29 protein-coding genes and 1 pseudogene are annotated in these 26,624 nt (G+C 64.3%); 4 read left to right on the plus strand and 26 right to left on the minus strand.

Annotation, left to right across the window (positions count from 1 at the left end):
• From VAE54_RS12860 to VAE54_RS12880, 5 genes are all read right to left on the minus strand, one after another.
• Positions 1–836, minus strand: an 836-nt coding sequence (locus VAE54_RS12860; RefSeq protein WP_322802374.1) for an ABC transporter ATP-binding protein, incomplete at its 3' end; no start/stop codon positions are given.
• A gap of 5 nt (positions 837–841) precedes the next feature.
• Positions 842–1,651 carry a BtpA/SgcQ family protein gene (locus VAE54_RS12865; RefSeq protein ID WP_322802375.1) on the minus strand — a complete coding sequence of 270 codons (810 nt, stop codon included), beginning with the start codon at positions 1,649–1,651 and terminating at the stop codon, positions 842–844.
• 45 nt (positions 1,652–1,696) lie between these two features.
• Positions 1,697–2,509: a DeoR/GlpR family DNA-binding transcription regulator gene (locus VAE54_RS12870; protein ID WP_322802376.1), complete on the minus strand. Its 813-nt coding sequence runs from the start codon at positions 2,507–2,509 to the stop codon at positions 1,697–1,699.
• A gap of 326 nt (positions 2,510–2,835) precedes the next feature.
• Positions 2,836–3,630 (minus strand): hypothetical protein, encoded by a 795-nt coding sequence (locus VAE54_RS12875; protein ID WP_322802377.1) that lies wholly within the window; start codon positions 3,628–3,630, stop codon positions 2,836–2,838.
• Complete coding sequence (locus VAE54_RS12880; RefSeq protein ID WP_322802378.1) at positions 3,621–4,205, minus strand: sigma-70 family RNA polymerase sigma factor; 585 nt, start codon at positions 4,203–4,205, stop codon at positions 3,621–3,623. The genes VAE54_RS12875 and VAE54_RS12880 overlap by 10 nt, the downstream gene beginning before the upstream one ends.
• A gap of 337 nt (positions 4,206–4,542) precedes the next feature.
• On the opposite strand from VAE54_RS12880, the gene VAE54_RS12885 reads away from it, so the two are divergent.
• Together VAE54_RS12885 and VAE54_RS12890 are read left to right on the plus strand one after the other, a co-directional pair.
• Positions 4,543–5,040, plus strand: coding sequence for a ferritin (locus VAE54_RS12885; protein ID WP_322802379.1), 498 nt, complete (start codon positions 4,543–4,545; stop codon positions 5,038–5,040).
• Positions 5,041–5,080: 40 nt separating this feature from the next.
• Entirely contained in the window at positions 5,081–6,340 is a 1,260-nt protein-coding gene (locus VAE54_RS12890) for a PQQ-dependent sugar dehydrogenase (RefSeq protein ID WP_322802380.1), read from the plus strand.
• Positions 6,341–6,419: 79 nt separating this feature from the next.
• Here the strand turns inward: VAE54_RS12890 and VAE54_RS12895 are convergent, their stop codons facing one another.
• From VAE54_RS12895 to VAE54_RS12910, 4 genes are all read right to left on the minus strand, one after another.
• Complete coding sequence (locus VAE54_RS12895) at positions 6,420–7,301, minus strand: Rab family GTPase (protein ID WP_322802381.1); 882 nt, start codon at positions 7,299–7,301, stop codon at positions 6,420–6,422.
• Positions 7,302–7,312: 11 nt separating this feature from the next.
• The gene (locus tag VAE54_RS12900; protein ID WP_322802382.1) at positions 7,313–7,579 is read right to left on the minus strand and encodes a hypothetical protein; all 267 of its coding nucleotides are present in this window, start codon (positions 7,577–7,579) and stop codon (positions 7,313–7,315) included.
• An 85-nt stretch (positions 7,580–7,664) separates the two neighbouring features.
• Positions 7,665–8,837, minus strand: a complete 1,173-nt coding sequence (locus tag VAE54_RS12905; RefSeq protein ID WP_322802383.1) for a roadblock/LC7 domain-containing protein — start codon at positions 8,835–8,837, stop codon at positions 7,665–7,667.
• A gap of 175 nt (positions 8,838–9,012) precedes the next feature.
• Positions 9,013–9,669, minus strand: a complete 657-nt coding sequence (locus tag VAE54_RS12910; RefSeq protein WP_322802384.1) for a DUF4388 domain-containing protein — start codon at positions 9,667–9,669, stop codon at positions 9,013–9,015.
• A 333-nt stretch (positions 9,670–10,002) separates the two neighbouring features.
• On the opposite strand from VAE54_RS12910, the gene VAE54_RS14690 reads away from it, so the two are divergent.
• Positions 10,003–10,236 (plus strand): helix-turn-helix domain-containing protein, encoded by a 234-nt coding sequence (locus VAE54_RS14690; protein ID WP_416223811.1) that lies wholly within the window; start codon positions 10,003–10,005, stop codon positions 10,234–10,236.
• A gap of 26 nt (positions 10,237–10,262) precedes the next feature.
• Positions 10,263–11,000: a creatininase family protein gene (locus tag VAE54_RS12915; RefSeq protein WP_322802385.1), complete on the plus strand. Its 738-nt coding sequence runs from the start codon at positions 10,263–10,265 to the stop codon at positions 10,998–11,000.
• 63 nt (positions 11,001–11,063) lie between these two features.
• On the opposite strand, the gene VAE54_RS12920 is transcribed toward VAE54_RS12915, so the two are convergent.
• The 17 genes and pseudogenes from VAE54_RS12920 to VAE54_RS12995 form a co-directional block, all read right to left on the minus strand.
• Complete coding sequence (locus tag VAE54_RS12920) at positions 11,064–12,368, minus strand: PTS transporter subunit IIC (protein ID WP_322802386.1); 1,305 nt, start codon at positions 12,366–12,368, stop codon at positions 11,064–11,066.
• A gap of 9 nt (positions 12,369–12,377) precedes the next feature.
• Positions 12,378–12,836, minus strand: coding sequence for a PTS sugar transporter subunit IIA (locus VAE54_RS12925; protein ID WP_322802387.1), 459 nt, complete (start codon positions 12,834–12,836; stop codon positions 12,378–12,380).
• A gap of 4 nt (positions 12,837–12,840) precedes the next feature.
• Positions 12,841–13,143 carry a PTS sugar transporter subunit IIB gene (locus tag VAE54_RS12930; protein ID WP_322802388.1) on the minus strand — a complete coding sequence of 101 codons (303 nt, stop codon included), beginning with the start codon at positions 13,141–13,143 and terminating at the stop codon, positions 12,841–12,843.
• 65 nt (positions 13,144–13,208) lie between these two features.
• Positions 13,209–14,123, minus strand: a complete 915-nt coding sequence (locus VAE54_RS12935) for a phosphotriesterase-related protein (RefSeq protein WP_322802389.1) — start codon at positions 14,121–14,123, stop codon at positions 13,209–13,211.
• A gap of 35 nt (positions 14,124–14,158) precedes the next feature.
• Positions 14,159–14,860, minus strand: a complete 702-nt coding sequence (locus VAE54_RS12940) for a bifunctional 4-hydroxy-2-oxoglutarate aldolase/2-dehydro-3-deoxy-phosphogluconate aldolase (protein ID WP_322802390.1) — start codon at positions 14,858–14,860, stop codon at positions 14,159–14,161.
• The gene (locus VAE54_RS12945) at positions 14,857–15,837 is read right to left on the minus strand and encodes a sugar-binding transcriptional regulator (protein ID WP_322802391.1); all 981 of its coding nucleotides are present in this window, start codon (positions 15,835–15,837) and stop codon (positions 14,857–14,859) included. Before VAE54_RS12945 ends, VAE54_RS12940 begins: the two co-directional genes overlap by 4 nt.
• Positions 15,838–16,068: 231 nt before the next feature.
• Positions 16,069–17,154 (minus strand): branched-chain amino acid ABC transporter permease, encoded by a 1,086-nt coding sequence (locus VAE54_RS12950; RefSeq protein WP_322802392.1) that lies wholly within the window; start codon positions 17,152–17,154, stop codon positions 16,069–16,071.
• A gap of 152 nt (positions 17,155–17,306) precedes the next feature.
• A complete protein-coding gene (locus VAE54_RS12955) occupies positions 17,307–18,431 on the minus strand; it encodes a branched-chain amino acid ABC transporter permease (protein ID WP_416223812.1) in 1,125 nt (374 codons plus the stop codon).
• Between the two features lie 87 nt (positions 18,432–18,518).
• Positions 18,519–18,680, minus strand: a pseudogene (locus tag VAE54_RS14695) (ABC transporter permease subunit); the annotation flags it as partial.
• Positions 18,681–18,745: 65 nt separating this feature from the next.
• Positions 18,746–19,453, minus strand: coding sequence for an ABC transporter ATP-binding protein (locus VAE54_RS12960; RefSeq protein ID WP_322802394.1), 708 nt, complete (start codon positions 19,451–19,453; stop codon positions 18,746–18,748).
• Positions 19,432–20,208, minus strand: a complete 777-nt coding sequence (locus VAE54_RS12965; protein ID WP_322802395.1) for an ABC transporter ATP-binding protein — start codon at positions 20,206–20,208, stop codon at positions 19,432–19,434. Before VAE54_RS12965 ends, VAE54_RS12960 begins: the two co-directional genes overlap by 22 nt.
• Before the next feature lie 233 nt (positions 20,209–20,441).
• Entirely contained in the window at positions 20,442–21,752 is a 1,311-nt protein-coding gene (locus VAE54_RS12970; RefSeq protein WP_322802396.1) for a substrate-binding domain-containing protein, read from the minus strand.
• 22 nt (positions 21,753–21,774) lie between these two features.
• Positions 21,775–22,206 carry a MaoC family dehydratase gene (locus VAE54_RS12975; RefSeq protein ID WP_322802397.1) on the minus strand — a complete coding sequence of 144 codons (432 nt, stop codon included), beginning with the start codon at positions 22,204–22,206 and terminating at the stop codon, positions 21,775–21,777.
• A complete protein-coding gene (locus tag VAE54_RS12980) occupies positions 22,199–23,221 on the minus strand; it encodes a 3-oxoacyl-ACP synthase (protein ID WP_322802398.1) in 1,023 nt (340 codons plus the stop codon). Before VAE54_RS12980 ends, VAE54_RS12975 begins: the two co-directional genes overlap by 8 nt.
• Before the next feature lie 58 nt (positions 23,222–23,279).
• Positions 23,280–24,341: an alpha/beta hydrolase gene (locus VAE54_RS12985; RefSeq protein WP_322802399.1), complete on the minus strand. Its 1,062-nt coding sequence runs from the start codon at positions 24,339–24,341 to the stop codon at positions 23,280–23,282.
• 40 nt (positions 24,342–24,381) lie between these two features.
• A complete protein-coding gene (locus VAE54_RS12990; protein WP_322802400.1) occupies positions 24,382–25,137 on the minus strand; it encodes a 3-hydroxybutyrate dehydrogenase in 756 nt (251 codons plus the stop codon).
• Between the two features lie 21 nt (positions 25,138–25,158).
• Positions 25,159–26,624: long-chain fatty acid--CoA ligase (locus tag VAE54_RS12995; protein WP_322802401.1), on the minus strand; the 1,466-nt coding region annotated here is incomplete at its 5' end.

The raw sequence follows: 26,624 nt of genomic DNA on the forward strand, positions 1-26,624 counted from the left end.
CGCTCCGGGCGGAGGGCGAGATAGGCCTCCCGCCCAGCGGATATCCTGGCATCCGGGCTGATCCGCAGGGCTCGCTCCTTCCAACGGAAGATCCCATCGGCTTCCATCCAGCCGGGAAGGAGGTTCATCGTCCCCACGAACATGGCCACAAACGGGGTGCGTGGCGAGTTATAGATCTCAACAGGGGTTCCCACCTGCTCGATCCGCCCCATATTCATCACCACCACCCGATCGGAGAGGGCCAGCGCCTCCTCCTGATCGTGGGTCACATAAAGCGTCGTGATCCCCAAAGTCTTCTGGATCCTGCGGATCTCCCCACGCAGCTCCTCCCGGATCTTGGCGTCCAGGGCGGAGAGAGGCTCGTCCAGCAGGAGGACCTTCGGGCGCATGGCCAGGGCCCGCGCCAGGGCAACGCGCTGCCGTTGACCCCCTGAAAGCTGATATGGATAACGATCCTCCATACCCTCCAGATGGACCAGGGCCACCATCTCCTGAACCACTCGGTCTTGCTCCTCCCGCGGCCGGCCCCGGATCATCAGAGGGAAAGCAATGTTCTCCGCAACGGTCATATGAGGGAAGAGAGCATAGGTCTGAAACACCATCCCGATCCCACGGCGCTCAGGAGGCACATCGTTCAGCACCCGATCGTCCACCAGGATGCGACCCGCGTCGGGGCGCTCGAAACCGGCGATGCAGCGCAAGACCGTGGTTTTGCCACACCCGGAGGGGCCAAGCAGAGAGACCAGCTCCCCCTCGGCCACTTCCAGGCTGAAATCCTGCACAGCCACCACCCGACCGAACCGTTTGGTCAATCCCTCGACCACCACGCGCGCCATGCTCCCTATTCCCCCCGCAGCTGGCGCACGATCTCCATGAACGACCGCACCCGTTCCGGATCCACCGGGTTCCAGGTGATGCCATCGACCTTCAGGCTGGAACCCACAATCACCCCGTCCGCATAAGGCAGCAGATCCGCGATGTTGTCATGGCGGGCACCCGTGTTGATGAACACCGGGATCGATCCCACTGCCTCCTTCACCGCCCGCAAATCCTCCGCCCGGACCGGCACGCTGGTCATGGGCCCTGAAACACAGATGGCATCGGGAAGACTGGAAAAGGCCACGGAGCGAGCCACCTCGGCCAAGGGCCGGCTCCCCATCGGGGCGGCGAACTCGGCGTTGATGTTGAAAAGCAGCCGCACTCCCTCCGCGCCGATCGCCCGACGGTAACGCAGGACTTCCCCCGCCGAGGGGCTCCAGAATCCCATATCGCTGGCGTAAACGCCCGTGAAGACCTCCCGCACGAATCGGGCGCCTGTGGCGTGCGCAACCGCCAGAGCGGCGAAGGGATCCCACAGGATATCAATCCCAAAGGGCACCTGGATCTCATCACGCAATCGCCCTACCACGGCCGCCATCGCCGCCACCGTCGCCGGATCTGCTCGCAGGGTATAGGGACGATCGCTCTCATTGCAGAACATCACCGCGTCGATCCCGCCCGCTTGAAGGGCGCGCAAATCGCGCCGGGCCCATTCCAGGATCCCTTCCATCCCTTTCTCCGCATCGTAGAGCGGAGCCCCGGGCAGGGCCGGCAGATGCACCATCCCGATCACCGGCTTGGAGACCCCGAAGACCTCCTGCAACCAGGACATCGAGCCGCTCCTGCCTGAGGGTTTTCGCCTGCTGCCCATAGGGACTCAGGCGCGATGGGCCGCGCGGCTCCGCCGGCCAGCCGCGCGATCCTCCGTGACCGGCACCACCCGCACCTCCACGCCCAGCTCTCGCAACCGGTCGACGATCTGTGGATCCGCCCCCGCATCGGTGATCACCCGGTGCACCCGCTGGACCGAACAGATGGCGGTGAAGGAGATGTGGCCCAGCTTGGTATGATCGGCGAGGACGACGATCTCGCGGGAGCGCTCCAGAAAGACCTTCTTCACTTCCACATCATCCAAGCTGAAATCCGTGCACCCGGCTTCGGGGTCCAGACCGGCCACCCCCATGAAGAAACGGTCATAGTAAAACTGGGCGGCCATTCGCAATGCGAGGGGGCCCACGATCGAAAGCTCCTTCTTGCGCAGCTGGCCGCCCAGGAGAAACACCGAAATCTCCGTGTTGGCCAACAACTGCGCGATGGGAACGGAGGCCGTGAAGACCGTGAGGTTCCGACGGGGGCGAAGGAGACGGGCCAGCTCGAACGTCGTGGAACCCACATCCAGAGCGATCACATCCCCTTCCCGAATGAACTCCAGGGCCGCGCGAGCGATGGCCCGCTTCTCCGGCAGCTGAACCCGAGCCCGTGTTAGATAAGGGATCTCATGACCGATCCCCGGCGTGCCCAGCGATGCGCCACCCCGGGTGCGGACAATCAACCCTTCCTCCGCCATGGCCTGGAGATCCCGACGGATCGTCGGCAGAGAAACCCCCGTCAGCCGGGCCAGCTCCTCCGCCGTGGCGAAGGACCGCTCGCTCAGGATCTGGAGGATCTGCTCTCGTCGAGCCGCCTGCATGAGCACCTCCGTTCCATATATTAATCGATAATGATCGAAATGTCAAGTATCGATCAATATCAATCAGCTCCGGTGTGGGGAGGAGCTGCTCCCCTTTGCCTTTCCCCATGGATCTGGGATCCAGGGCAGAGGATGGGTAGCTAAGCTAACGGGGCCCTCATAGTGGAGATCCCTCCCCACACCGTTCAAGAGGGGTGGGGACTCGGAGGCATGGGGGCTTTGGGACGGTAGAGCAGCGGCGAAATGCCCGTTGGATAGCGAGTTCCCCCGGGGAGCTCTGGGGGCTGAACGGGACGCCTTCGATCATCCGCTCCGCCTCTCCCCGATCACCGCCCGGGCCCTCGAGGAGGCCATTTAGGGGGTGGCCCAGGGGAAGGACGAGGGGGAACGGGGGAGGAGAGCACTTCCCGGGCCCGATTCGCTCGTTCCAGAGCGCGCTCCAGCGCCGGGCGGGCGGCCGGTGGGACCCGATCGCGCAGGGCCAGGAGGATCGCCTGATGCCGCTCAATGGCCTGCAGGGCGCGCTGCCGGAGGACCGGATGATCTGGATGGCGCTCGGCCAGGAGGATCAGTCGAATCAGCAGACGGGCGGAGCGCTGAAGAACGGCCGGATGCACCGGGCGGCCCTGTCGCTGCAGCGTTTCCATCTCCTCCGAACGCCGCTCCAGCTGGCGCACCAGCAACGGGGCCGGATCTCCATGCCATTCCGCCCAGGTCAGCTCGAGGGATTCCTTCCACAGCTTGAGCCCGTAAAAGGGATCGCCCGGGAGGCTGGCTTCCGCCGCCTGCACCCCCAGCGCTCCTCCCCCGAAAAGCAGAGCCAGGATCAGCCCGGCGGTCAGCAACGCGGAAACCCATCGACGCCCCTGAAGCCATCCCCAGCCGGAGGCCCGCGAAGGCCTTGACCGCGCGATCACGCGGGCTCGCCCCTGACGAACAGCCTGCGGACGCGGGGGCGGCACGGGGACCTCCCGCAGCCGGAGGGCAGCCTCCAGCAGCGGGCGAAGCTCTGCGGCATAGGCCGGATAACGGGCCACCACCTGCTCGAGGTCAGCGCCCGCGGCCATCTCATCCAGACACCGGGCCAGGATCTCTTCAAAGGAAAGATCTTTCATAGACATCCCATCTCCTCCATCCGCCGTCGCAGGGCGGCCAGCGCCCGGTGCTGCAGCGCTTTGATGGCATTGGGCAGTTTCCCCATCAACCGGGCCGTCTCCTCTACAGAGCGCCCCTCCAGAAAACGGTGAAACAGCACGTCCTGCTGATCGGGCGTTAACCTCTGCATGGCTCGCCGGATGCAATCCCACTGGGCCTGCGCTTCGATCTGCTCGATATCCTCCTCCCCACCCGGGGCGCGCTCCGGATCCTCCAGCGGCGTCGCTACGGTGCGCGGCTGCGCCCGGTAGTAATCCGTCAACAGGTTTCGGGCGATGGTATACAGCCAGGCCAGAAACGGACGCCCCCGCGCCCGATATCGGGGCAGATGCTCCAGCATCCGCACGAAAACTTCCGCCGTCAGATCTTCGGCAAGCTCCTGGTCCTCCAGCCGGATCCGAAAGTAGCGATAGATGGGGAGATAATAGCGATCATAGAGCCACCCCACCGCCTCGGGATCGCCCCCCTGCGCCCGACGGATCATCTCCGGTTCAACAGCGGCTTCCTCCAGATGAACCGAACGCGCCTGAACAGGAGCCATTTTCATTGAAATCCTTTCCTACTGCATTTAACGGATATCCGGCTCGAACGTTACGAATCGGATTCGGATACGGAACATCTGGAGACCCGGAGTTCGCCTTCGGCAGACTCCCTCCGGTTCCTCACCCTCCTTAGGAAACCCCCGGGGAGGGCTGGTGGGTTTGGCTCTTTGACTGTAGACTCTATGAGGGAAAAAGAAAAATCCCTAAGGGTGAGCCAAGGGTGAGCCGGGCGAGGCGATCCTCCACCCACGAGCCTCAGATCCTGGGGGGAGGCATCCGTCCTGAGCGCACGGATCCCGCAGCTCCCTATCCCCGAACATCCGAGAGGAGGCTCCCATGGCGATGAACCAGGCGCTCCGCGAGGCCATGAACGACCAGATCCGCCACGAGCTCTATTCCGCCTATCTCTATCTCTCCATGGCCGCCTACTTCGAAGCGCTGAACCTGCCCGGGTTCGCCCACTGGATGCGGGTGCAGGCCCGCGAGGAAGTGGGCCATGCGATGAAGTTCTTCGACCACCTCTGCGATCGAGGGGAGCGCGTCATCCTGCAGGCGATCGAACAGCCTCCCGTGGATTTCTCCTCTCCTCAGGAAGCCTTCGCCCAGGCTCTCCAGCATGAGCGCCGGGTCACCGGCCTCATCCGGAACCTCTACCAGATCGCCGTCCGCGAGAACGATCCTTCCAGCCTGCCCCTGCTCCACTGGTTCCTGGAAGAACAGATCGAGGAGGAGAAAAGCGTGGAGCAGATCCTGGAGGCGCTCCGGCGCATTGGGGAGGATGGGACAGGACTGGTGATGATGGACCGGGAGCTGGCGCGGCGGGAGGCCGAATGAACCGGCACGATCCTCCGGAGGATCTCTAAGGGCTAAGGCCATGCGGAAACCCCTTTTCTTCATCGGGACGCTCTTCTGCCTCGCTTTCCTGGGGGCATGCCGTCGGGGTCCGGCTTCCCCCTCGCCAGCGATCACCCCCTCATCCCTCCCTTCCACCCTGCGCTTCACCCCGCCGCCTGCGCCCTCGCCGTCTCCTACCCCAACGGCGGCGCTCGTCCCGCCTTCCCCCACTCCGTCGGCCTCCCCGCCCTCCTCCACCCCTTCCGGATCCTTCCCGCTTCGGGTGGAGGTGGTGGCCACCGGGCTGGAGGTGCCATGGGCGCTGGCCTTCGCGCCCGACGGCCGGATCTTCGTCACGGAACGCCCCGGGCGGATCCGGGTCATCGAAAACGGCCAGCTCCGCCCGGAGCCGGTGGCCGTCCTCCCCGTGGCGGCGACCGGCGAGGGGGGATTGATGGGCCTGGCCCTGGATCCGAACTTCGCTCAGAACGGCTATCTCTACGTCATGTATACCTACCGGGCCGAGGGCGCGCTGCGCAACCGGATCTCCCGGCTCACCCTGCGGGGAAACACAGCGGGGGAGGAAACGATCCTGATCGATGGGATCCCGGGCGCGGGCATTCACGATGGCGGACGGCTGGCCTTCGGCCCGGATGGCAAGCTCTATGCCACCACCGGCGACGCGGCCCAGCGGGAGCTGGCCCAGCGGCTGGACAGCCTGGCCGGGAAGATCCTCCGTCTGAATCCGGACGGATCGATCCCCGCCGACAACCCGTTCCCGGGCTCCTACGTGTATTCCTACGGCCACCGCAACCCCCAGGGCTTAGCCTGGCATCCCACCACCGGCCAGCTCTACAGCACCGAGCATGGACCCTCCGGCGAGATGGGGTTATGCTGTCTGGACGAGCTGAATCTCATCCGTCCGGGGGGCAATTACGGATGGCCCCGGGTGACGGATGCGCCGGGGGATCCCCGTTTCGTGGATCCCATCCTTCATAGCGGGCAGGACACCTGGGCGCCGGCGGGCATGGCGTTCGTCACCGGCGAGCGGCTCGCGCCGTGGAAAGGCCATCTGTTCTTTGGAGCCCTGCGCGGACAACACCTGCACCACGTGGTGCTGAGCCCGGATGGGAAGGCCGTGATTTTCCATGAGGAGCTCTTCCGCGGGGAATTCGGACGGATCCGGGATGTGGTGATGGGCCCGGACGGCGCCCTCTACTTCACCACCAGCAACCGGGATGGCCGGGGACGGCCCATGCCCGGCGATGATCGGATCCTGCGGATCGTGCCAGGGCCTTAGTTACCCGCAGGGCAACTGCAAACAGTTGCCCTACTTCCACTGTTGTAGTATGAGTAGCGTTCCCATCACCGGGGATGGGTTAACCTGGCTCCGCTGGCGAGGCCCCTTTCAAGGCAGCGGCCGCCAGGGCCTGAAAGAATTCCAGGACCCCCACACCGGTCACGCAGGAGGTCTCAAAATACGGCGTGCCCCATGCCCGGGCGAGGGATTCCGCTTCCCAGCGGGAGATCTCCCGGGGCAGATCCGCTTTGTTGCCCACCAGGAGAACGGGGATGGACCCGAGGTGGCTCCGGAGCTCCTGCCACCATCTTAGAAGCTGGTAAAAGGAGAGGCGGTTGCTCAGATCGAAAACCAGGGCCCCGGCCGCGGCACCCCGATAAAAAAGATCCCGGAGGGCGGCAAAACGCCGCTGCCCCCCGACATCCCACACCACCAGGCGCACGGCCATCCCCTCGACCTCCACCGGGCAGATATGGATGTCCACCCCGATGGTCATATGACGGCGGGGGTCGAAGGCTCGCTGCAGATAAAAGGCCGCCAGGGAAGTCTTGCCGACGGTCGCCTCCCCGACGAGCAAGACCTTCCGCACGGCGATCGTCGGCCTCTGCTCCCCTGATGGAAAGGGGAGCATCGCCTCCAGATCCGATGCCGGGGAAACCGCTGGGAGGATCCAATCCCAGGGCCCTGCGGGGGCCCTGCGGGGGGCGGAAACCTGGGCGCTCAGCTGGATCAGGAGGGGGCGCGGCTCTGTCCGCTTCCAGCTCTCCAGCCATCCCTCCGGAACGCCCTCCACAGCGACCAGGACGGCGTCCGGAGGCTCCTCCTGAATCGGCTGGGCGAGGGCCTCGCTCGGGGAAAGAGCCAGGATCTCCCAGCGCGACGCGGCGGACTCCAGGAACCCCGCGTAGCGGGCCAGGTCCGCTGTCTCGATCACCAGAAGGATCCGCCGACGGGGAGCCATTATCCCCTACCTCAGAACAGCATGTCCGTGAGGTCTCGCTCGCGGAGCAGACGCCGGCGCCAGGCGTGGATCTGGGGGACGATGAAGGGGAGCAGCCGCATGCAGTAATAAGGGGGGATGATCGGGATGCCCACCAGATCCCCGAAGGTGATCAACAGGAAGAGGTGCTCCATAGACCCTCTCTGGCGGAGGTTCGCCCGCACCATATCATGCAGGGCCATCCCGTAAAGGATCTCCCCGATCGCCCGTCCCAAACGGCGCACCGGCTCCAGACGCATCCTGGCTCCTCCTAGTCCTCCCTTCGCGGCCGAAGAAATCTCCCTAAGACCAGGCCGGCCGCTGCCGGCGAGCCTCAACCCCCCATCATCCGATGGCCATATCCGGACGCGGTCCTTCCTCCGGCCGAATGGGGGCCTGATACCAGCGCACCGCGTCCCCCAGGCGAGCGCGTATCTGCCAGCCCAGGCTTTTAGGGGCTGTCTCAATGGCCTGCCGCAAGCGCTCCAGGCGTTCGCGAACGCGCCCCCGCGCCGGCTCCTCCCACCCCTCGATCTGCCGGGCCGTCCGCTCCAGGTTCATGGTAACCGTCCGATACCACCCCCAATCCTCTGCACAAAGCCCAGCGATCACCCGCAGATCCACCGCTTCCGGTTGCTCTCCCTCCACCACCTCATGGTCCAGCAGCATGACCGCGATCTCCAGCAGCTCGGCTTCTCCGGCCTCCACTGCCTGGAGGCGGGAAAGGAGGAGCCAGGTGGGTGGCAGGGCGATCTCCTCACGGCTGAGCGCCGCTGCGAACTCCATTCGGTGATACATCTCATAGGCATCCAGGAACACGTCGACAGGCCAGCCGGTCTCCGGCTTGCGGAAATGAAGGCGTCGGGTCCCGTAGAACGCGTTGAAGCGAGCAAACGGTTCATATCCCTGCTCTTCCATAAAAACCGCCAGGGCCTTCCCATGCCGGGAGGAGGCAGCGAGCTCCAATCCCGGATAGGAGGGCGTCGGCAGGTAACGGGCCGCGGACGGGGCGTGATAAGCGATCCCCACGCTCCCCAGCAATCGAATGGGGATCCCCCGGGTCCGCGCCGTCTCGACCAGGCGGAGCCCCTCGTTCACGAGATCCTGGATCAGGGTGGAAAGCCGGAGGGCGCCCGTCCGGGATGCGCGGGGTTTACGGGGAGCTGTCGGTTGCTCCTTCAAGGCGGCGCTCAGCGATCGGATCACCGGCTGGAGGGCGAGATCGAGCAAAGGCCGGTTGATCGAGCGGGCACAGCAAACGCCTAAGATCCCTCCGGGGATCCGCCGAAGGATGAGACGTCCTCCGACGAAGCACAATTCCACCTCGGGCACTCGCCGGCGGGAGGCCTCCAGAGCGCTGAAGGTTCGAGTGATAATCCGCGCCGCCGCCGTCAGGGTCTCCGCAGAGTAACGCGCGGGGAGCGTATTCCCCTGAACGGCCCCTTCTTCGTGAAGCAGGAAGGCCCCCTCCACCCCTGGAATGGTATTCACCTCCTGCAACAGCTCTTCGAAGGCCATCCCCTCTCCTTTCGGGATCCGAAGAGCAGCTGTTTCCGGATCGAATAGAGCCCCGCAAGCCCATGACAGGCCGGCTTCCTCGGGTTCGCCCCCTCCCCATCCTCATCCCGCTTCACAGGGTGAGGAGAGGTCGATCCGTCATCCAGCTTAATGGAAAAGAAGCGGGCTGATCGCCTCAGGCCAGGCGGGCCAGCGCCTCGGAGAGGACCAGGGCCGGCGAGGCCTGGGGGGAGAGCACCAGGCCGATCATGAACGGCGAACGCGGGAGGATCAGAAGCCGCCGCTGGGACTCCGAGACCACTGCATGTTCGAAAGCGCCCATGGGGAGAAGATCCGCTATGGCCGCCGCCGCCGCCGATAGATAGACCGTAATCGCCCCTTCCACCTCCCCTTTCCCCTCTGGAACCTCCGCGGCCATCACCACCCCATCCGGGCTACAGATCACCGCGCCGAGGACTCCTTCGATCGAACGGAGGCGAGCGATCCATTCCGAGGGGGAAGGAATCGCCGCGCTGGCCGCATCCGCGGAACGAGCGGCCCGGCGCATGCCCTCCAGCAAGAGTTCCTGCCAGGGACGATACAGAGTGCGCTCGGGGCTGCGGACCTCATCTTCCAGCGTGAACTGCCCCTCCGTCCATCCCAGCAATCGCCACAACGCGGGTTCCCCTTTGAGATCCCCGCAAACCGCATGGACGATCTCACCATCGGAGAAATAGATCTCGCCCTCCCATTCGCCATGCCGGAGCTGAAGTCGCGCGGATGCGCGAGACCGGCATCCGGTTTCGATCAGCGCGGCCAGCGGGATCTCCCGCAAGCTCCCGGTGGTTGCCATCGCTACCCTCCTCACTCCCATCCTCACGGGCGATCGTCCCGCGGGAGAAGGTCAGGGCGCTCGCCCCGATCGCTCCAGATAGAGACCGCAAAGTGGGAGCTCCAACCCAGGTGATCCCTCATCCCATATGGAGGCCTCGGAGCTCACGGAGATGAGGACTTAGAGGTTGCAGAATGAAGGCCGTTTCCCCACCCCGGCACGCCTCTATATCAAGCCCTGAGGACTGGGCCTTACAGGATCACCGGCAGTTCCGCGAACCTGCATGGGGTCGGCTCCTTCCTTTCCCACTCCTCGCGCCGAGAAAAAAGAGGAAACAGGACATTTACGGTTTTTATTTTAAAACCGCCTGCTCAAAAAGAAAAGTTGTGGAACACGATGGGCTGTCGGCGCTTTGCGTGGTCTGGCGGAGAACCGGTTCCCTCTTTCCCATCAGCCCCGGGGCTGCGGGTTCGTCTTCCCCGAGCGCGGGGAAGGCAGCCGGGAGGCCCTGGGTGCCCCTGCCCCTCCCCAATCGGAGAGGGGCCGTGCCCGGATGGCCGCCCCTGGCGCAAGGTTTACTACAATTAGAGGCGACCTCTAAGGGAGGCCCGGTGATGAACCTGCAGCGATACGAACTTCTCAGCGGGGAAGAAGCGCGGCGGATTCTGGAGGCGCGCCGTCTGGCGATCCTCCCCATTGGGGCCATCGAAGCCCACGGACCCCATCTCCCGGTCGGCACCGATAACCTGCTGGCCCAGGCGATCGCCGAACGGGTAGCGGAACAGGTGGGAGGCGTGCTGTTGCCCCTGATCCCCTACGGTCAGGTCTGGTCCCTTCAGGATTTCCCCGGATCTCTCTCCATCTCCAGCGAGACTCTGGTCAGCCTTCTGGTGGATCTGGGGCTGAGCCTTCAACGGCAGGGAGCGGCGCTGGTGGCGGTGATCAACGGCCACATCGGCAACGGGGCTGCTCTCCAGGCCGCCGCCCGCCGTCTCTACCAGCTGAAGGGCCCAGTAATGTATGTCTTCACCTATCCCGGGATCGGCGAGGCCGCTTCGCGGATCTGTTCCTCCCGACCCATGCCCGGCGGCTACTTCCACGCCGACGAAATCGAGACCTCCCTGGTTCTGCATATCGCCCCTGAGCAAGTGCGTCGGGATCGGATGATCCGCGAGGAGCCTCAGCTCCCCCCCGACTTTCTCTACCGCCCGGTTCCCTGGACGGAGATCACCCGCACCGGCATCCTCGGCGATCCCACCCTAGCCACTGCGGAGAAAGGGGAGTCCCTCCTCGAGGCCATCGTGGAGCAGATCGTATCCGTCCTCCGCTTCGCCCTGCAGCGACTTGGATGAAAGCAGAGGGGCCAGCTCCCCAGAGCTGGCCCCTCTCCATCGCTTCCTGCTCTTCGGGAGCCATCAGCGTCCCAGGATGCGACCAATGAGGGCGATCAGCAGAGGCCAGAGCACATAGTCTGTGTCCGAGGCCCAGCTGAAGAAATCGCCGATGGCGAACCCCAGCACCGGCCACATCAGCGCCTGGCCCACGCCCATCAGCACCCCGGCGACCACGCCGCCCAGGATGGCGCCCGGGATCCCCCAGTATTTATTCCCATACACGCCGGCGGTGGCCCCATGGAACCACACCGACATCGTGGGGGCGAAGATGAAGAACGGATAGCGGGCTCCTGCGAAAAGAAGGGAAACCAGGACCATGGTCAGCATCCCGATCAGGCCTCCGTAAGCCATGGAGACCTGACCGTAAGGGAAGAAGAGCGGGCAGTCCAGGGCGGGGATGGCCCCGGGGACGATGCGCTCGGCGATGCCCTTGAAGGAGGGGATCAGCTCGGCGATGATCATCCGCACGCCCATGATCAGGATAGCGAAGCCGGCGGCGAAGTTCAACGCCTGCAGCAGGACCCAGATGATGGGATGCTTGCCCGCTTTGGCGGCCGCCTCCACTACGAAGCTCACGTTCAGAGCGGCCATGATAAGATAAACCACCAGGAAGGTGGCCGCCATCAGCAACATGGGCTCCCGCAACCATTCAAGCGCTCGCGGGAAGCGGAGGGCCTCCATGTCCCCTATGCGCTGCTTCCCTCCCCGTGAAAACAGGCGCGCCAGCCATGCCGTAACCAGCACGGTCAGGGAGGAAGAGTGGCCCAGGACGAACCCGCTGCCCTCATTCACGAAGAGATCAAAGCGATGGGTATACCAGGGCTGGATCGTCTGATAAAGGCCGGTGAACAGGCTGGCCACAATCACCAGAGCGGCCCCCTCCAGCCCCAGGGCATACCGGAAAGCGGAAACGAAGATCACCGCGTTCCAGAAGATGAGATGGCCGGTGAGATAGATGTACTTAAACCCCAGGCCGCCGAGGAACCGCGTGAGGAGCACGTTGATGAGGAAGGCGAAGAGCATGACCAGGCCGATCTGGATCCCGAGCTCGCTGATGATCTTCTGGGTCCCGATCTGGATCTGGACCGGCGGCAGGCCCAGGGTTTTCCCGGCCAGCTCCCCGAGCGGGAGCAGCGCCTGGACCATCAGGTTGACCCCTGCCAGGAGGATCAGCAACCCGATGGCCGTCTTGAGGGTTCCGGAGATCGTGCGCTCGACCCGTTCCCGAAGCAGGAGGAAGCCCAGCAGGGCGATCAGCCCCAGGAACAGGGACGGCTCCTGCATGAACTTCTGGATAAATTCCAGAATAGCGCGCAAGGTCTCCATGGTCACCTCCTATGGGGAATCCTGAAGGATGGAACGCAAATACTCCTTCCACTCCTCGGGGGTGCCCAGGCGCGCAGCCGCTTGCGTGAGATCGCCGGCCCGCGCCAGCAGGTTCGCCAGCTGACGCAGCAAATCGATGTGCGCCGATCGATCCGGAGTGGCGAAGGCGATCAGAACGCGAACGGGATCATTATGGGAGCCGAACCAGACCCCCTCCCGAACGACCACCAAGGAAAGACCCAGGCCCTTCGCCCCATCCTCCGGGCGGGCGTGGGGAATGGCTACGCCGGGAGCGATAGCGATGTATGGGCCGAGCTCCTGGCAGGTTTGGATCATATGCTCCACATACGAAGGAGCCACCAGGCCATCGGCAGCCAGGAGCTCCCCGCTGATCCGGACCGCCTCCGCCCATTCGCCCACACGCTCCAGAATACGGATGCGCCCGTCCAGGGCCTCCAGGAAATCCAACGCGTTATCCCTCCAGCCGCCGCACAGCGGCCAACAGCTTCTCCTGGATCTCGGCCTTGTTCCCGTAGTTCGTAACCGCTACGATCTCCCGCGCCCGGGCCCGCTGGCGGAACATCTCTGCCAGATCCGGACCGGTGACGATGATGTCGGCGGTGATCGTGGGCGCGAGGGTTGCATCCGCCGTCTCCACCACCGCGGGGATGCCCGCCTTCCTGAGGATCTCCTCCACCGTCATCTTCAGGTAGAGGGCTGTCCCGGTCCCCAGCCCGCAAGCCGCCACGACCCGAATCGGTGGCTTCCCGCTCACCGCCCACCTCCTCCTACTCGCGCTGGAGATCCCAACTTCCCCTTGTTCCGACTACACCCTCCCATCTATGCGATGGCAAGGGCGCGCGCCGGATTGTGGATCAGGAGGTCCTGGATTGCCTCCTCGGACACCCCCTCTGAGCGCAACCATGGGATGAAACGCCACAGGATATAAGTGAGCCCCGGGCCGCCCCCCGTTCCATAACTGGGCCAATAGGATTTCCGGGCCATGTCCCCGCCCAGCACAATCTGCTTCCCGTAACCCTCGGCGATCAGCCGTCGGATGAACTCGATCCGGAGGCGATCCGGGGCGTATTTTTCCTTGCCGATCTGGTCATAGCCCAAATAAACCCCTGTGCGGGCGAGGGCCAGGTGATACTCCCACTCCATCCGACGATCGACATGGCCGATGATCACCCGGGCCGGATCCACCCCCTCGGATCGCAGGAGGGCTACCTGCTCCAGGCCCATCGTGCCCGCCTCGGTATGGGTGGAGATCGGGGCACCCGTGAGGCGATGGGCAAGAGCAGCGGCCCGAAAAACTTTCTCCTCGTTCGGCGTGATGCAATTCAGGCTGCTGCCGGCCTTAATGACACCGGCACGGATCCCTGTCCCGTCAATGCCCTCCACGATCTCCCGCATGAACCGCTCGGCCAACTCGTGAACGGAACGACCCTCCACCCAGGGGCCAGAGAAGGCTTCCTTATGATGACCGGTAACGGCGATGAGATGCACGCCCGTCGCCTGAGAGATCCGATACAGGGCCTGGACATCGCGACCGTAGTCCGGCGGGGACATCTCCACCAGCGCCTGTCCGCCCGCTTCCCGGAACCAGCGCAACTCCCGGATGGCAACGTCCTCGCGGTCCAGAATGAGATCCGGATCCTCTACCGGAGGCCGGCAGAAGACATGCTCATGGGCGTAACAAATTCCCAGGGATTCCGGCGGGATATCACCGGCTACTGTCCGGATGACCGCCACAGCTCCCCCTCCTGGGCACGGCCTCCCATTGAAGTTCACGACAGGATAGCGGCCAGGCCTCCCGTTGTCGCCTCCCGAGCGAGGGCCAAAGCCTCTCGGGCCCTGCGAACCAATTCCTCTTTCTTTCCCTCGCGAATTAGCTGACGATCCGCCAGCCAGGTGCCGGCGCAGGCAAGCACGTTGGGCAAGCGCAGATAATCGATGAGATTTCCCGCCTGGATCCCTCCCGTGGGGATAAAGCGGGCGTGCGGGAAAACCGGCGCCAGGGCTTCAAGGACCTGCACCCCACCCATAGCCTCCGCCGGGAAGAATTTGAACACCTCCCATCCCTGCCGCCATGCGGCCATGATCTCCGTGGGAGTCGCCACCCCGGGGATCAGGAGAACCCCATGCTCACGGCACCAACAGCCCAGCTCCGCCTCCCACCCCGGGGAGACCAGAAACTCCGCGCCCGCCGCCACCGCCTCCTCTGCCTGCTCTGGGGAGAGAATCGTCCCAGCACCGATCCGTATGAGCGGATAGGCTTGCCGCAGGTATCGGATCACCTCCGGGGCCGCCGGAGTGCGAAAGGTGACCTCCAGCGCCGGGATCCCTGCCTCTTGCATGGCGGCTGCCAGGACGCAAGCTTCCTCTTCGTTTTCCAGGACCGCCACCGGGATCACCCGCGCCCGGGCGAAGGCCTCCAGCACCTTCCGGAATCGCTCCGCCATCGCGTGGCCGTCCGTCCTTGCGCTCATGGGGATTCTCGAAGATGGAGATTCAGCGCTTCCGTAGCCGCCCCTTTATCCGTGATCAGGATGTCGATCAGGCCGCTGCGCAGGGCCGCCAGGATCGCCTGCGCCTTCACCAGGCCACCGGCCACTGCGATCACACACGGGATGCGGCGGATGTCCTCCAGGGTCAGGCCGATCGTCCTCTGATCGAAAGGCGTGCTCACCGGGAGACCCTTTAGATCCAGATACCGCGCGCAGATATAGCCCACTGCGCCCCGCCGGCGCAGCTCCGCCAGATCCTCATCGGACAGATATCCAGCGCGCTTCAAAGAGGAGGCCTCCGCATGAGTCGTCCCAATGCCGACCAGCAACAGGTCCGCGCTTCGAGCCAGATCCAGGACTTCCTTGATAGCCCGCTCCTCCAGCAGACGTTGGGCGACCTCTTCGCGCTCCACCATCACCGGGGCATGCAAGTAATACCCCTGAGCCCCCAGGGTCTCCGCCAGCTTGCGGACGATGGAGGGGCTGTCACACGGCTGGCGCCCTCCCAGCGCCCCCAGACACTGGACGATCCGCAGCCGCGGATAGGACGAGGAAGGGAGGGCCTGCACCACCTCCCACAGGGTGACTCCCCAGGTGACAGCTACCGTCATTCCATCCCGGAGGTGGGGAAGCAGCTCCATAGCGGCCAGCCTTCCGAGCTGGCCCAGCAGCTCCCGATAGGAGGAGTTCTCCGCATCCAACACGCGAGCGCCCTGCAGGGAGAAGGCTTCCATGAGGCGGCTTTCCAGAGGGGAAACGGTTTTTACCGGCCACTGGATGTGGATCTGAACGATGCGCCTGCGCCGCGCCTCGCTGAGGAGACGGGAGACCATCGAACGGCTCAGGCCCAGCCGCCGGGCGATGCGACCCTGATCCCAGCCGCGTTGATAATACAGGCTGGCCACATAGGCCAGGAGCTCCTCGCGGGTCGGAAACGGGTAGGATGTCTTCCGTGGCATCTCCACCCCGCACGCGGAGAGGGAACCCCGGCCCACCTCTAGGGCCCCCACCCCTTTCCGCTTTTGAGCAAATGTGCACTTCTCTCAATTTCGTTCAATAGCGATTGTAAGCCGAATTCCCCCGCATGTCAACCCCTTCGGCTCCTCCAGGGCGAGGCAAGTCAGGGGCCAGCAGCTCGGAAGGCGCGCTGGAAGGCCTTGGAGCGGCCCGCTCGGGATCCCCCATCCGCTTCAAAGAGAGGCGGAGCGCGCAGATCCCTCCGATCCAGGAGCCGATCCCTGCAATGGACCATGATGGCGGGCCCATGCGCGCCGCCAGGCACCCGCCAGTCCGTGGGGAAAAGCCAGCACCACCATCACATAGAAAAGGCCGAACAGCAAGAACCAAAGAGGGCCGAACACCCGGTTAAACAGATAACCGGCGAGCTCCAGCAGCGCCGCGCCGAACATGGGGCCGCTTAAGGTTCCCACTCCGCCTACCAGGGTCATCAGCAGGGCCTGGATCGTGGTGTTGACGCTCAACAACGAAGGCGTGGCGTTTTTGTTGAACAAAGCGTTCAACGCCCCTGCCAGCGCAGCCAGCGTACCGGAGCACATAAAGGCCAGCAACCGGAAAGCCAGGGGGGAATACCCCAGTGCGACGGCGCGCTCTTCGTTCTCCCGCAACGCGATCCAGACCCGGCCGGTTGGGGAATCCACCAGACGACGCACCAGGAAATAGGCCCCCAGCATAAAAACCATGGCCAAATAGTAGAACCGCAGGCGGTGCTCCGCAGGGTCCAGCCAAGCCGGAACAGGGATGCCCTGAAGACCATCCTCGGCTCCCGTGTATTGCCGGAAATCGGTCGCTTCGCTCAGAATAAAGGCGGCCTGGGCTAACGCCAGGGTCACCATCGCCAGATACACCCCTCGTACTCGTAGAGAGAGGGCGCCGACCAGCCCGCTGATTCCCATGGCGAAAAGGGTGACCGCGAGCATGGCAACCAGCAAGGGAGCCTGGAAGTGCTTGAGCAGAATGCCGATGATGTAGGCTCCACCGCCGAAGAACAGGGCATGACCAAAGGAGAGGATCCCAGTGTAACCCATCAGGAGATCATAGCTCAGCGCATAAACGGCCATCAGATAAACGCGGATGAGCAGGCCTTGAAGAAACCGAGGCCATCCGGCCTCCACGGGCTCGCCCCGTATCCCACTCAACCAGAACGGCAACCCGGCCAGGATGACCAGGCCGGCCAGCCCCACCCCATGCCGCCGAATCCATAAGCGGAAAACAGATCCTCGCGAGAGGATCTCCTGATGGATCCCGGTGCGCTCCATCTCCATCATCCTCTCCGACGAAGGATTGGACGGTCGTCCGGTAGAATGTTGCGATTTTCCAGGCAGATATCGGATCTCTGAGATCCTCTATGGGGTCCCGCCAGGCGGAGCCAGGATTTGAGGGCGATGCGGGAACGTTCGGCCTCTGATCTTTATCCCGTCTTCTGTCCAAACAGTCCGCTGGGGCGGAGCAGAAGGATCACGGCCATGAGCAGCACGGTGGAGGCGCGGGCGATGGCTGGAGAAAAGCGGATGGCCTCCGTCAGGCCTGGAAGGGTGATCCCTACCGTGACCAGGTAATCTCCGAAAGCTCGCGCGAGGCCAACGAGAAAGGCGCCCACCGCTGCGCCGCCGTAATGCCCCATGCCCCCGATGATGACGGCGATGAAGGCCTGAAGCAGAAACTCCAGCCCCATCGCCGGGCTCAAGCCCAGGAACGGCGTGGCCACCACGCCGCCCAGAGCCGCCAGGGCCGACCCCATGGCGAACACGCCGGTGAAAAGCCGCCGCACCGGGATCCCCAGGGCTTCCACCATCTCTCGATCCTCTACCGCAGCTCGCACCGCGATGCCGATGCGGGTCCAGCGTAACAACAGGCCGATCCCTGCCCACATCGCGACCCCTACCCCGATGATCAACAACCGATAGGTGGGGAAAGGACGCCCCAGCACGTTGAAGGAGGCGCATCCCTGACGCAGCCATTCCCCAACCGATGAGGCCAGACACGGCGCAGCGAAGAGGGAGGGCCGAGGCAACGGAGCATAGTTTCCAGGCCCCCAGACCACCCGCACCAGTTCCGTGCCCACATAAGACAGGCCGAGCGTCAGGAGAACTTGATAGATGGGGCGGGCGTAAAGGGGACGGATCAGGGTGGCTTCCATCCAGGCGCCCAGGGCGCCGCCCGCCAGAGCGCCTGCCCAGATCGCCAGGAGGAATCGGAGATCTGCCGGGCTTTCCAAGATCCAGCGCTCGATCGGCTCCCGACCACTCAGCATCAGAACGCCCAGCAACAGCAAGCCGGCTGGCACCCCCCATGATCGGGAGTAGTCTCCAGAACGCGTTCGCTCCATCCCCCATCCCCCACACAATCCGGCCACCGTCATGGCGGCCATCCGGGCGAAGACCAGACCCAGCGGCTCCTGCGCAAGGGGAGTGGGGATCGCCCCTCCGGGCACTGTGCTCCCGAAGGCGACCAGCTTCCCCAGGTTGTGATTCCAGAAAGCCATGGCCCCAAACCCCACCATGCCGAATCCGGAGAGGGCGCGGGGCATCGGCATGCGGCCGGACAGGATCCGCCCGAACCTGATCCCCGCGCCCAGAGCCAGGAACAAAGGAGCCACATTGAGCAACAAGCGAGGGTTCTGGTAAACGGTCCAGCCGAGGTAAGCCCCCAGCATGAACAGCGTGCCATGAGCGAAATTAATAACATCCATCAGCCCAAAGATGAGGGAGAGGCCGGCGGCAACGAGAAAGACCAGGGCGGCCAGGGTAAGGCCGGAGAGCAGAACAGAGGCCCATACAGGCAAGGGAAGGAAAAAGGCGGGGAGTCCGATGAGGGCAAGAAGGATCAGCCCCATCGCCCATGTCCCCTTCATACCATCACCCCCAGATAGCGCTGGAGTCCCTCGCGGTCCATGAGAAGCTCGGCCATCGGCCCACTGCGCACCACCTGCCCGTCCTCCATCAGGATGTAACGATCCGCCAGGTGATGGATGGCATAAAAGTTCTGCTCCACGAGGAGAATGGGCATCTCCTCGCGCAACCGGTGAATGGTTGCCATCACCTGCTCCACCAGTATAGGAGCCAGGCCCTCGCTGGGCTCATCGATGAGAAGAAGACGGTTGTCCGGAACAAGGGCCCGGGCGATGGCCAGCATCTGCTGTTGCCCACCGGAAAGGAGGCCGGCAGGTTTCTTCAGATTACCTTTCAAATCCGGGAAAAGATGGAAGATCCAATCCGCCTTTCGAGCCAGATCTCCCCGACGCCGTTCCGCCAGCCTCAGGTTCTCTTCCACCGTGAGACTGCGAAAGATCGCCCGATGTTCCGGCACGTAGCCAATGCCCAAGGCGGCGATCTCATAGGTCGGGCGCCCCCGGAGCTCCTCCCCCAGGAACCGGATGCTTCCTTGCACGGCCGGCCAAAGTCCCATGATCGTGCGCAGGGTGGTGGTTTTCCCCGCGCCATTCCGACCCAGCAAGGCGGTCAGGCTGCCCTCCTGCACCACAAAAGAGACCCCCTTCAGGATGTGGAAGGACCCGATGAATGTGTGAACGTCCCTCAATTCGAGGACGGCATCCATGACCGTTCCCCCAGATAGGCTCGCTGAACGGCCTCATTGCGGGCGATCTCCTCCGGAGTCCCCTCGGCCAGCACATGTCCGTGATGAAGGACAGTCACCCGATGGGCCAGGCGCATCACCAGATCGATCTTGTGTTCGATCAGCAGGATCGTCCGCCCTCCCCGCTGATGGATCTCTTCAATCAGGCGGATCAGGCGAGGGATCTGTTCGATGGCCATCCCGGCTGCCGGCTCATCCAGCAGCATGAGCTGAGGTTCCTGAGCCAGCACCATGGCGATCTCCAGCCAGCGGCGATGCCCATGGGAGAGCGCGCGGGCGGGAAGATCGGCCAGCTCCGCCATGCCGATCTCATGCAGCACGGCCCAGGCTCGATCCAGATAACGATGAAGGCGAGCCGCCGGAACCCAGAAACGGAAGTTGTCGGGCCCCTGGGCCTGGGCAGCCAAGCGTACGTTCTCCAGAACGCTCAGGTTGGGGAAAACATGGATGAGCTGATAGGCCCGTCCGATCCCGAGATGCGCCCGATGATGAGGGGGGAAATCGGTGATATCCTTCCCCCGGTAGAAGATACGGCCTGCCGTTGGGCGCAGGCTTCCCCCGATCAGGTTGAAGAGGGTGGACTTGCCCGCCCCGTTCGGCCCAATGAGGGCATGGATCGTGCCGGCCTCCACCCGCAGGTCCACCTGATCGACCGCCCGCAGCCCTCCAAAGTTTTTTGTCAACCCGCGGGTCTCCAGAAGGGTCTCCCCATACATCCTTTCCCTCCCCAGCCGATCCAGGCCTCTTTGAAAGCTCCCATTCATCACGACGAGATCGACCTCCATGGCATCATCGGGAGGCGACAGCGAATCGCTCTCCGGCAACCCCTGCAGAGCAGACATGCCGGCCTTCGCTTGCCGGATTCCCCTTTCGCCTTTATGCTGGAAAAGGGTTGGTCCCGGTGAGGGCGGGCAGCATCCCACGCCCCCCGCTGCCCGCCCCTCACCCCTCAGGATTTCGGGCACCGATCCTTATAAGGTCCCTCCAGCATGCACGGCGGCGCGGTCTCCTCCGGCGAGAACTCCTGGATCAGCTCAAAGAATCGGAACTGGGGATCCTTAGGATCCTTGAGACGGACCAGATACATAGGCTGCAGGGCGACGTGATCGTAGGGCCGGATGATATAGGTTCCTTTGGGGCCCTGAAAGGTCATGCCCTCGAAGACCGGGATGAGGGCATCGGCCCGGGCGTCACCGTTCGTCTTTTTCAACCCCTCGATGACCATGATTGCCGCGGCCATGCCGCCTGCTGTGAAAAGATCCGGCGGCGTTCCGAACTTCTCCCGGTGGCGCTTCACCAGCCAATCGTTGATCGGGTTCTTGGGCAGGGTGTAGTGATAGACGCTCACCCCCACCGCTCCTGTGGCGAAGGCATAGCCGGAGGCAATGCTCTGGTTGTCGCCCATCCCGGTGGCCACCGTCATCTTCTGGAAAACCCCGAGGTCCTGCATCTGCTGGAAGAGGGGCACGAAGCCCGCGCCCGCCCAAGTCACGATCAGGACCTCCGCTTTGGCATCCAGCACCCTTTGGAGGTAGGGTGTGAAATCCGTGGTCTCCAGCGGGATAAAGATGGCCCCTGCCCCTTCCGGCGTGTCGTTGATGGTGAAGCGGCCGCCCAGGCTTTTGACCACATTGTAGAAGGCGCGAGCGGAGCCATGGCCGAAGGCGTAGTCGGGAGCGATCTGCACGAAGGTCTTGCCCATCCCGATCAGCGCCTTGCCCATCGTCAGCGCATCCTGCACGCTGGTCCGGCTGGTCCGGAACGTGTAGGGGTTGAAATTCTTCCCGGTGATATCCGGGCTGGCTGCCGGCTCGGCGATCAGGATGACCTTATGCTCCTCGGCCACCTTCTGGACCGCCAGGGTGACGCCGGAGCTGGGAGCCCCAACCAGAATCTCCACGCCCTCGGCCTCGATGAGCTCACGGGCCTGCGCCACCCCTTTCTCCGGATCGCTGGCGTTGTCCCGAACGATCACCTGGATCGGTCGGCCGGCCACTTCCATGGTTCCACCGGTGGCGTACTCCAGGCCCAGCATAAAGCCGTTCTCCAGCATCGGGCCATAGAGGGCCAGGGAGCCGGAGCGATCGGTGAGCAGACCGATCTTCAGCGGCTTGCCGGGCTTGGGAGAGGGAGGAGGAGCGGCCGTCGGCGTGGCCGGAACAGGCGCGGCTGTCGGCGTGGGCGATGGCGTCGCCGGCGCCGCGCACGCCCCGGCCAGCAATAAAAAGACCAGCCATCCCATAACCCAGCGACGGTTCATCGGTCACCTCCAGATGGAGAATTCACGGATCATCGGCATGGCGCCGAGGATCGCCTTTCGGAGCTAACACCATAGCCTCCCCACGCAGCACCTCCTCGCCGTGCTGATTGAGGCAGCGCGTCGCCAGGGTCACGATCGGCTTATCCTTCCGGATGTCGAGCACCTCCACCACGGCAGTGATGGTATCGCCCGGGTAGACCGGGCGTCGGAACTCCAGGGTCTGGCGAAGATAGATCGTCCCCGGGCCCGGCAACATCCGTCCCAGGACGGCGGAGATCAACCCGGCCACCAGCATCCCGTGGACAACGGGTCGGCCGAAGCGGGTATTTCGGGCGAATTCTTCATCCAGATGCAATGGATTGTCATCTCCCGTCAGGGCGGCGAAGGCCTCGACATCCGCACGGGTGATGGTTTTCGTCCAGGAGGCGGTCGAGCCTACGCGGAGCTCAACCATGGGGGCCTCCCCATCGGATCACCGTGGCGCCCCAGGAGTATCCTGTCCCCGCGCTCAGCAGCACCACCACGTCGCCGTTTCGCAGGCGCCCCTCTTCCCGGGCGAGGTAAAGCCCGAGCAGAGGATCGGCGGCGGAAAGATGGCCGTAATCCGCGAGATAGACGGCCTGAGATTCCTGCAGCCCGAGCGCGGAGAGCAAGGCCTCGAAGAGGGAGCGCTTGGTGTGCAGCGGGATCAGGAAATCCGGGCCATGGCATCCGCTGCGGGCGATGGCCTCCCGGACCACTCCCACAAAATGCTCGAGAGTGATGGGATCCAGCATCGCTTTCATCCGGGCGGGATCCGTCACATCGAAAAAATGCAGCCGCCGGTCCACAGTTTCATGGCTGGGGGGGAGCACCGAGCCCCCGGCTGGGACGCGAACGAAGTCAGCGAAGCGGCCGTCCGTGAGCAGGGCGGATTCCAGAACCAGGTTGAAGGGATGGCCGCGCTGGAGCAGACAGGCCGCCGCCCCATCGCCGAAGTTGAACATGAAGCGGGCGCGATGGTTGGTGTAATCCAGCAACATGGACTCGTTGGAGGCCGCTACCAGCAGAACGCGACGCAGGGAGGGATCGGCCAGCATCATGCTTCGGGCTGCCTTCATGGCGAAGGGGAGCCCTGCTGAGGTCCCACAAATTTCGAAGGCATAGGCCCGATGGGCCCCCAGCAACGCCTGGATGCGAGGCGCAGCCAGCCACACGTAGTAATCCTTATGCATGCTCCCGAAGTAAATCAGGGCGTCCACCTCCTGGGGCGGAACTCCGGCATCCTCAAGGGCGCGCCGGCCAGCCTCAGCGGCCATCATGGAGGCTGTCTCCCCCTTGCCGGTCACATCCGCAATATGTTTCCGATTCAGCCCGAACTTGGCTCGGATGATCTCGACCGGGATGCCCGATGCCGCCGCCAGCTCCTCCGCGGTCATCACCCGCTCCGGGAGATAGACGCCCAGCCCGGCGATGCCGATCGTTGTCATGGCCATCCTCCGTGACCGAGGAATTCCCCCGATGTCATCCTCTCCGGAGCGCTCAGGCTCATCCGGCTTGCCCCCTTAAGAAGGCGTGGAGGATCTCCCGAAAGATCCCCGGCTGCTCCAGATAAGGCGTATGCCCGGCGGCTGGGATCACCTCTTCTCGATATCGACCTCCACCAGCCCGATAACGCTCCAGAACGGCCCGGGTCTGAGCGACCATCGGCTGAGGCGGATAGATCGTTTCTCCCGGCCACCCCGGGATCACCCCCAGCATGCCCAGGTAGCCGAAATCAAAGAGCGAGGTGTCGGAAACGATGGTGTCTTCCGCCCCACGAACCCAAAGGATCGGGGGTTTGGAAGCGATCATGGCCATGGCGCTCAGGTTGCAATACTTCGGGCTCATCGCGTTGTTCACCCCTCGGGTTCCCGGGGCCACCCCTGGCCAGTTCGTGGAAGACTGGAAATCGCCGGGGTAGTTCTCCTCGCCCACCGCAGTGCGCAACATGGATTCCACCAGGACGTCCTCCCGGGGATGAAGGAAAGGGGCTTTCCCATAGAAAGCGCGAAGCACCCGGCGCGGGGAAAAATCGCTCTCCTCGCTTCGATCGCCCGCCGCCAGCCGGCGCACGAACTCGGGGTTGGCCGTGCCCCCACCCGAGCCCGCATAGTCCGGCCAGCACGGCGTGCCCTCCAGATCCTTCGTGCCACCAAACCCAAAGGGCGAGAGCGGGTCGACCAGCGTGAGGGAGAGGATCCGCTCCGCGTGATCGATAGCATATTGCATAGCGATCCCCCCTCCCATCGAGTGACCGATCAGGTGGAAACGCGTCAGGCCAAGGGCCTCCACCAGCGCATGCAGATCATCGCTGAAATCCCGAAGTCCGCGCGTGGCATCCACGGGGCGCCGCTCCGATTCCCCGTAGCCCCGGAGGTCGGGGGCGATCGCCCGAAATCCAGCGGGGAGGGCCTGCATCGTCTCCTCCCAGAATGTTGCGGAGGAAACGTTCCCATGGATGAAGACGACCGGCTCGCCATCCGGCGGGCCGGCGAAGAGGACATGGAAATTCAAACGGGAAGTCCTCACCAGCTCACAGCGGATCCCTTCGAGATGAGGCATTCGCATGGACGCCTCCATACGTGAGAGGGGCATCCTCACGCTTTCTTCAACGAGCCGTCCAGCCCAGATCGATGGTCCAGGCCGCGCCGGTGACCGCGGACGCCTCCTCAGAACACAGGAAGGCGACCAGCGCTGCCACCTCTTCCGGCTCGATCAGCCGGCGGATAGCCGCCGGCTCCAGCATGACTTTCTCCACCACCTCCTGCGGGGAAAGCCCACGCGTCCGCGCCTGGTCCTGGATCTGATTCTCGACAAGCGGGGTGCGGACATACGCGGGGCAAATGGCGTTCGCGGTGATGCCGTAAGGGCCACCCTCCAGCGCCGCGACGCGGGTGAGGCCGATCAGGCCGTGCTTGGCGGCCACATAGGCGCTCTTGAAGGGCGAGGCCACCAGGCCGTGGATCGAGGCGATGTTCACAATACGCCCCCAGCGCTGCGCTTTCATGGCCGGCCATGCGTATTTGGTGAGCCGGAAAGGGGCGGTGAGCATCACCTCCAGCATCGCCTCCCAGATGTCCTCGGGGAAATCCTCAATGGGGTCGATATGCTGGAAGCCCGCGTTGTTAACCAGGATGTGAAGGGCCCCGAAGCGCTCCAGGGTCTCCGCGATGAGGCGACGGCAATCTTCGCCGCGGCGCAAGTCCGCATGGAGAAAGAGGCCTCCGATGGATTGGGCCACCGCCCGCCCCTGCTCCACCTGGACGTCCGCCACCACCACCCTATCCCCTTCCCGGGCCAGCCGCTCGGCGATGGCCCGCCCGATTCCGCTTGCCGCCCCGGTCACCAGCGCCACCCGCCCCATCAGGGCCTCCCCCGCGTCAGGCTACCGCCCATACTGTTGCCGAAGGGCGGTCTTATCGATCTTCCCCGCCCCGGTTTTCGGCAGCTCCTCCACGAAGACGATGGATTTCGGCACCTTATAGCCCGCCAGCCGGGCCCGCAGATAGGCCATCAGCTCCTCTGCGGTCAGGGTGCTCCCGGGCCGCCGCACGACAATCGCCCGCCCCACCTCCCCCCACTCCGGATCCGGCACCCCGATCAGGGCTGCCTCCACCACATCCGGATGCCCCAGCATCACGCTCTCCACCTCAGCCGGGTAAATGTTCTCCCCACCGGAGATGATCACCTCCTTGATCCGACCGACGATGTAAAAATCCCCCTCCTCATCGAACATCGCCAGATCCCCCGTTCGCAACCAGCCCCCCACCAGGGTCCGGGCGGTCTCCTCCGGCCGGTTCCAGTAGCCCGGGATCACATGGGGGCCGCGGATCCACAGCTCCCCCGGCTCCCCTGGCCCGACCTCCTGGCCATCCCGGGTCACCCGAACCTCGACATGGAAGAGCGGGCTTCCGACAGAGCCTGGCTTGCGGCGAGTTTTCTCATCCGGCAGCCAGAAGTTGTTCGGGCCAGCCTCCGTCAACCCATAGCCGGTTTTGAAGGGCACTCCCTTCTCGAAGAAGCGCTCGAAGACTGGCATCGGACACGGAGCGCCGCCGCTGATCACGATACGACAGCGGGAGAAATCGGCCCGCTTCCACCGCGGATGCTGCTGCAGGCGGATGAACATCGTGGGCACGCCGAAGAAGAGCGTGACCGGCTCCCGCTCCAGCAGATCGAACACCTGATCGGGATCGAAGGCTGTGCAGAGAACGGAGGCGCCGCCGATATGAACCAGAGGGGTGGTGAAAACGTTGAGGCCGCCGGTATGGAAGAGGGGAGCGTTCAGAACCGCGAGATCATCGGGGCGAAGCCCCCAGCTCATCACCGTGTTGACCGCGTTCCAGGTGATGGTGCCGTAGGTCAGAATCGCTGCCTTCGGCAGGCCCGTCGTCCCCCCGGTATAGCACAGCACCCAGGGATCCTCCAGGGACAGCGGGATCGGATCCGGCGGTCGATCCGAAGCCCGCGCCGCCAGCTCCCTCCACCGGCGATGCGCACCTCGGATCGGCGCGTCAAGGGCGACCATGACCGGGACCGCTTCCTCCAGAGCCGCCGCCTTCTCCGCCAGATCCCCGCTGTAGATCAGGGCACGGGGAGGGATATCCTGCACCATGGCCTGGAGCTCCGGGACGGCCAGCCGCACGTTCAGGGCCTGCAGGATCACGCCGGTCTTGTTGCAGGCGAAAAGCAGATCCAGGTATTCCAGCCGGTTGGGAGAGAGAACGGCCAGGAGATCCCCCTTGCGCAGCCCCAGGGCCTGCAGCGCATGGGCTGCCTGATTCGCCCGCGCGTTCCATTCCGCGTAAGAGAGCCGCCGACCGGTGGCCGCTTCGATGATCGCCACGCGGT

Origin of the sequence: Thermoflexus sp. (genome assembly GCF_034432235.1) — a bacterium.
Taxonomy (GTDB): Bacteria; Chloroflexota; Anaerolineae; order Thermoflexales; family Thermoflexaceae; genus Thermoflexus.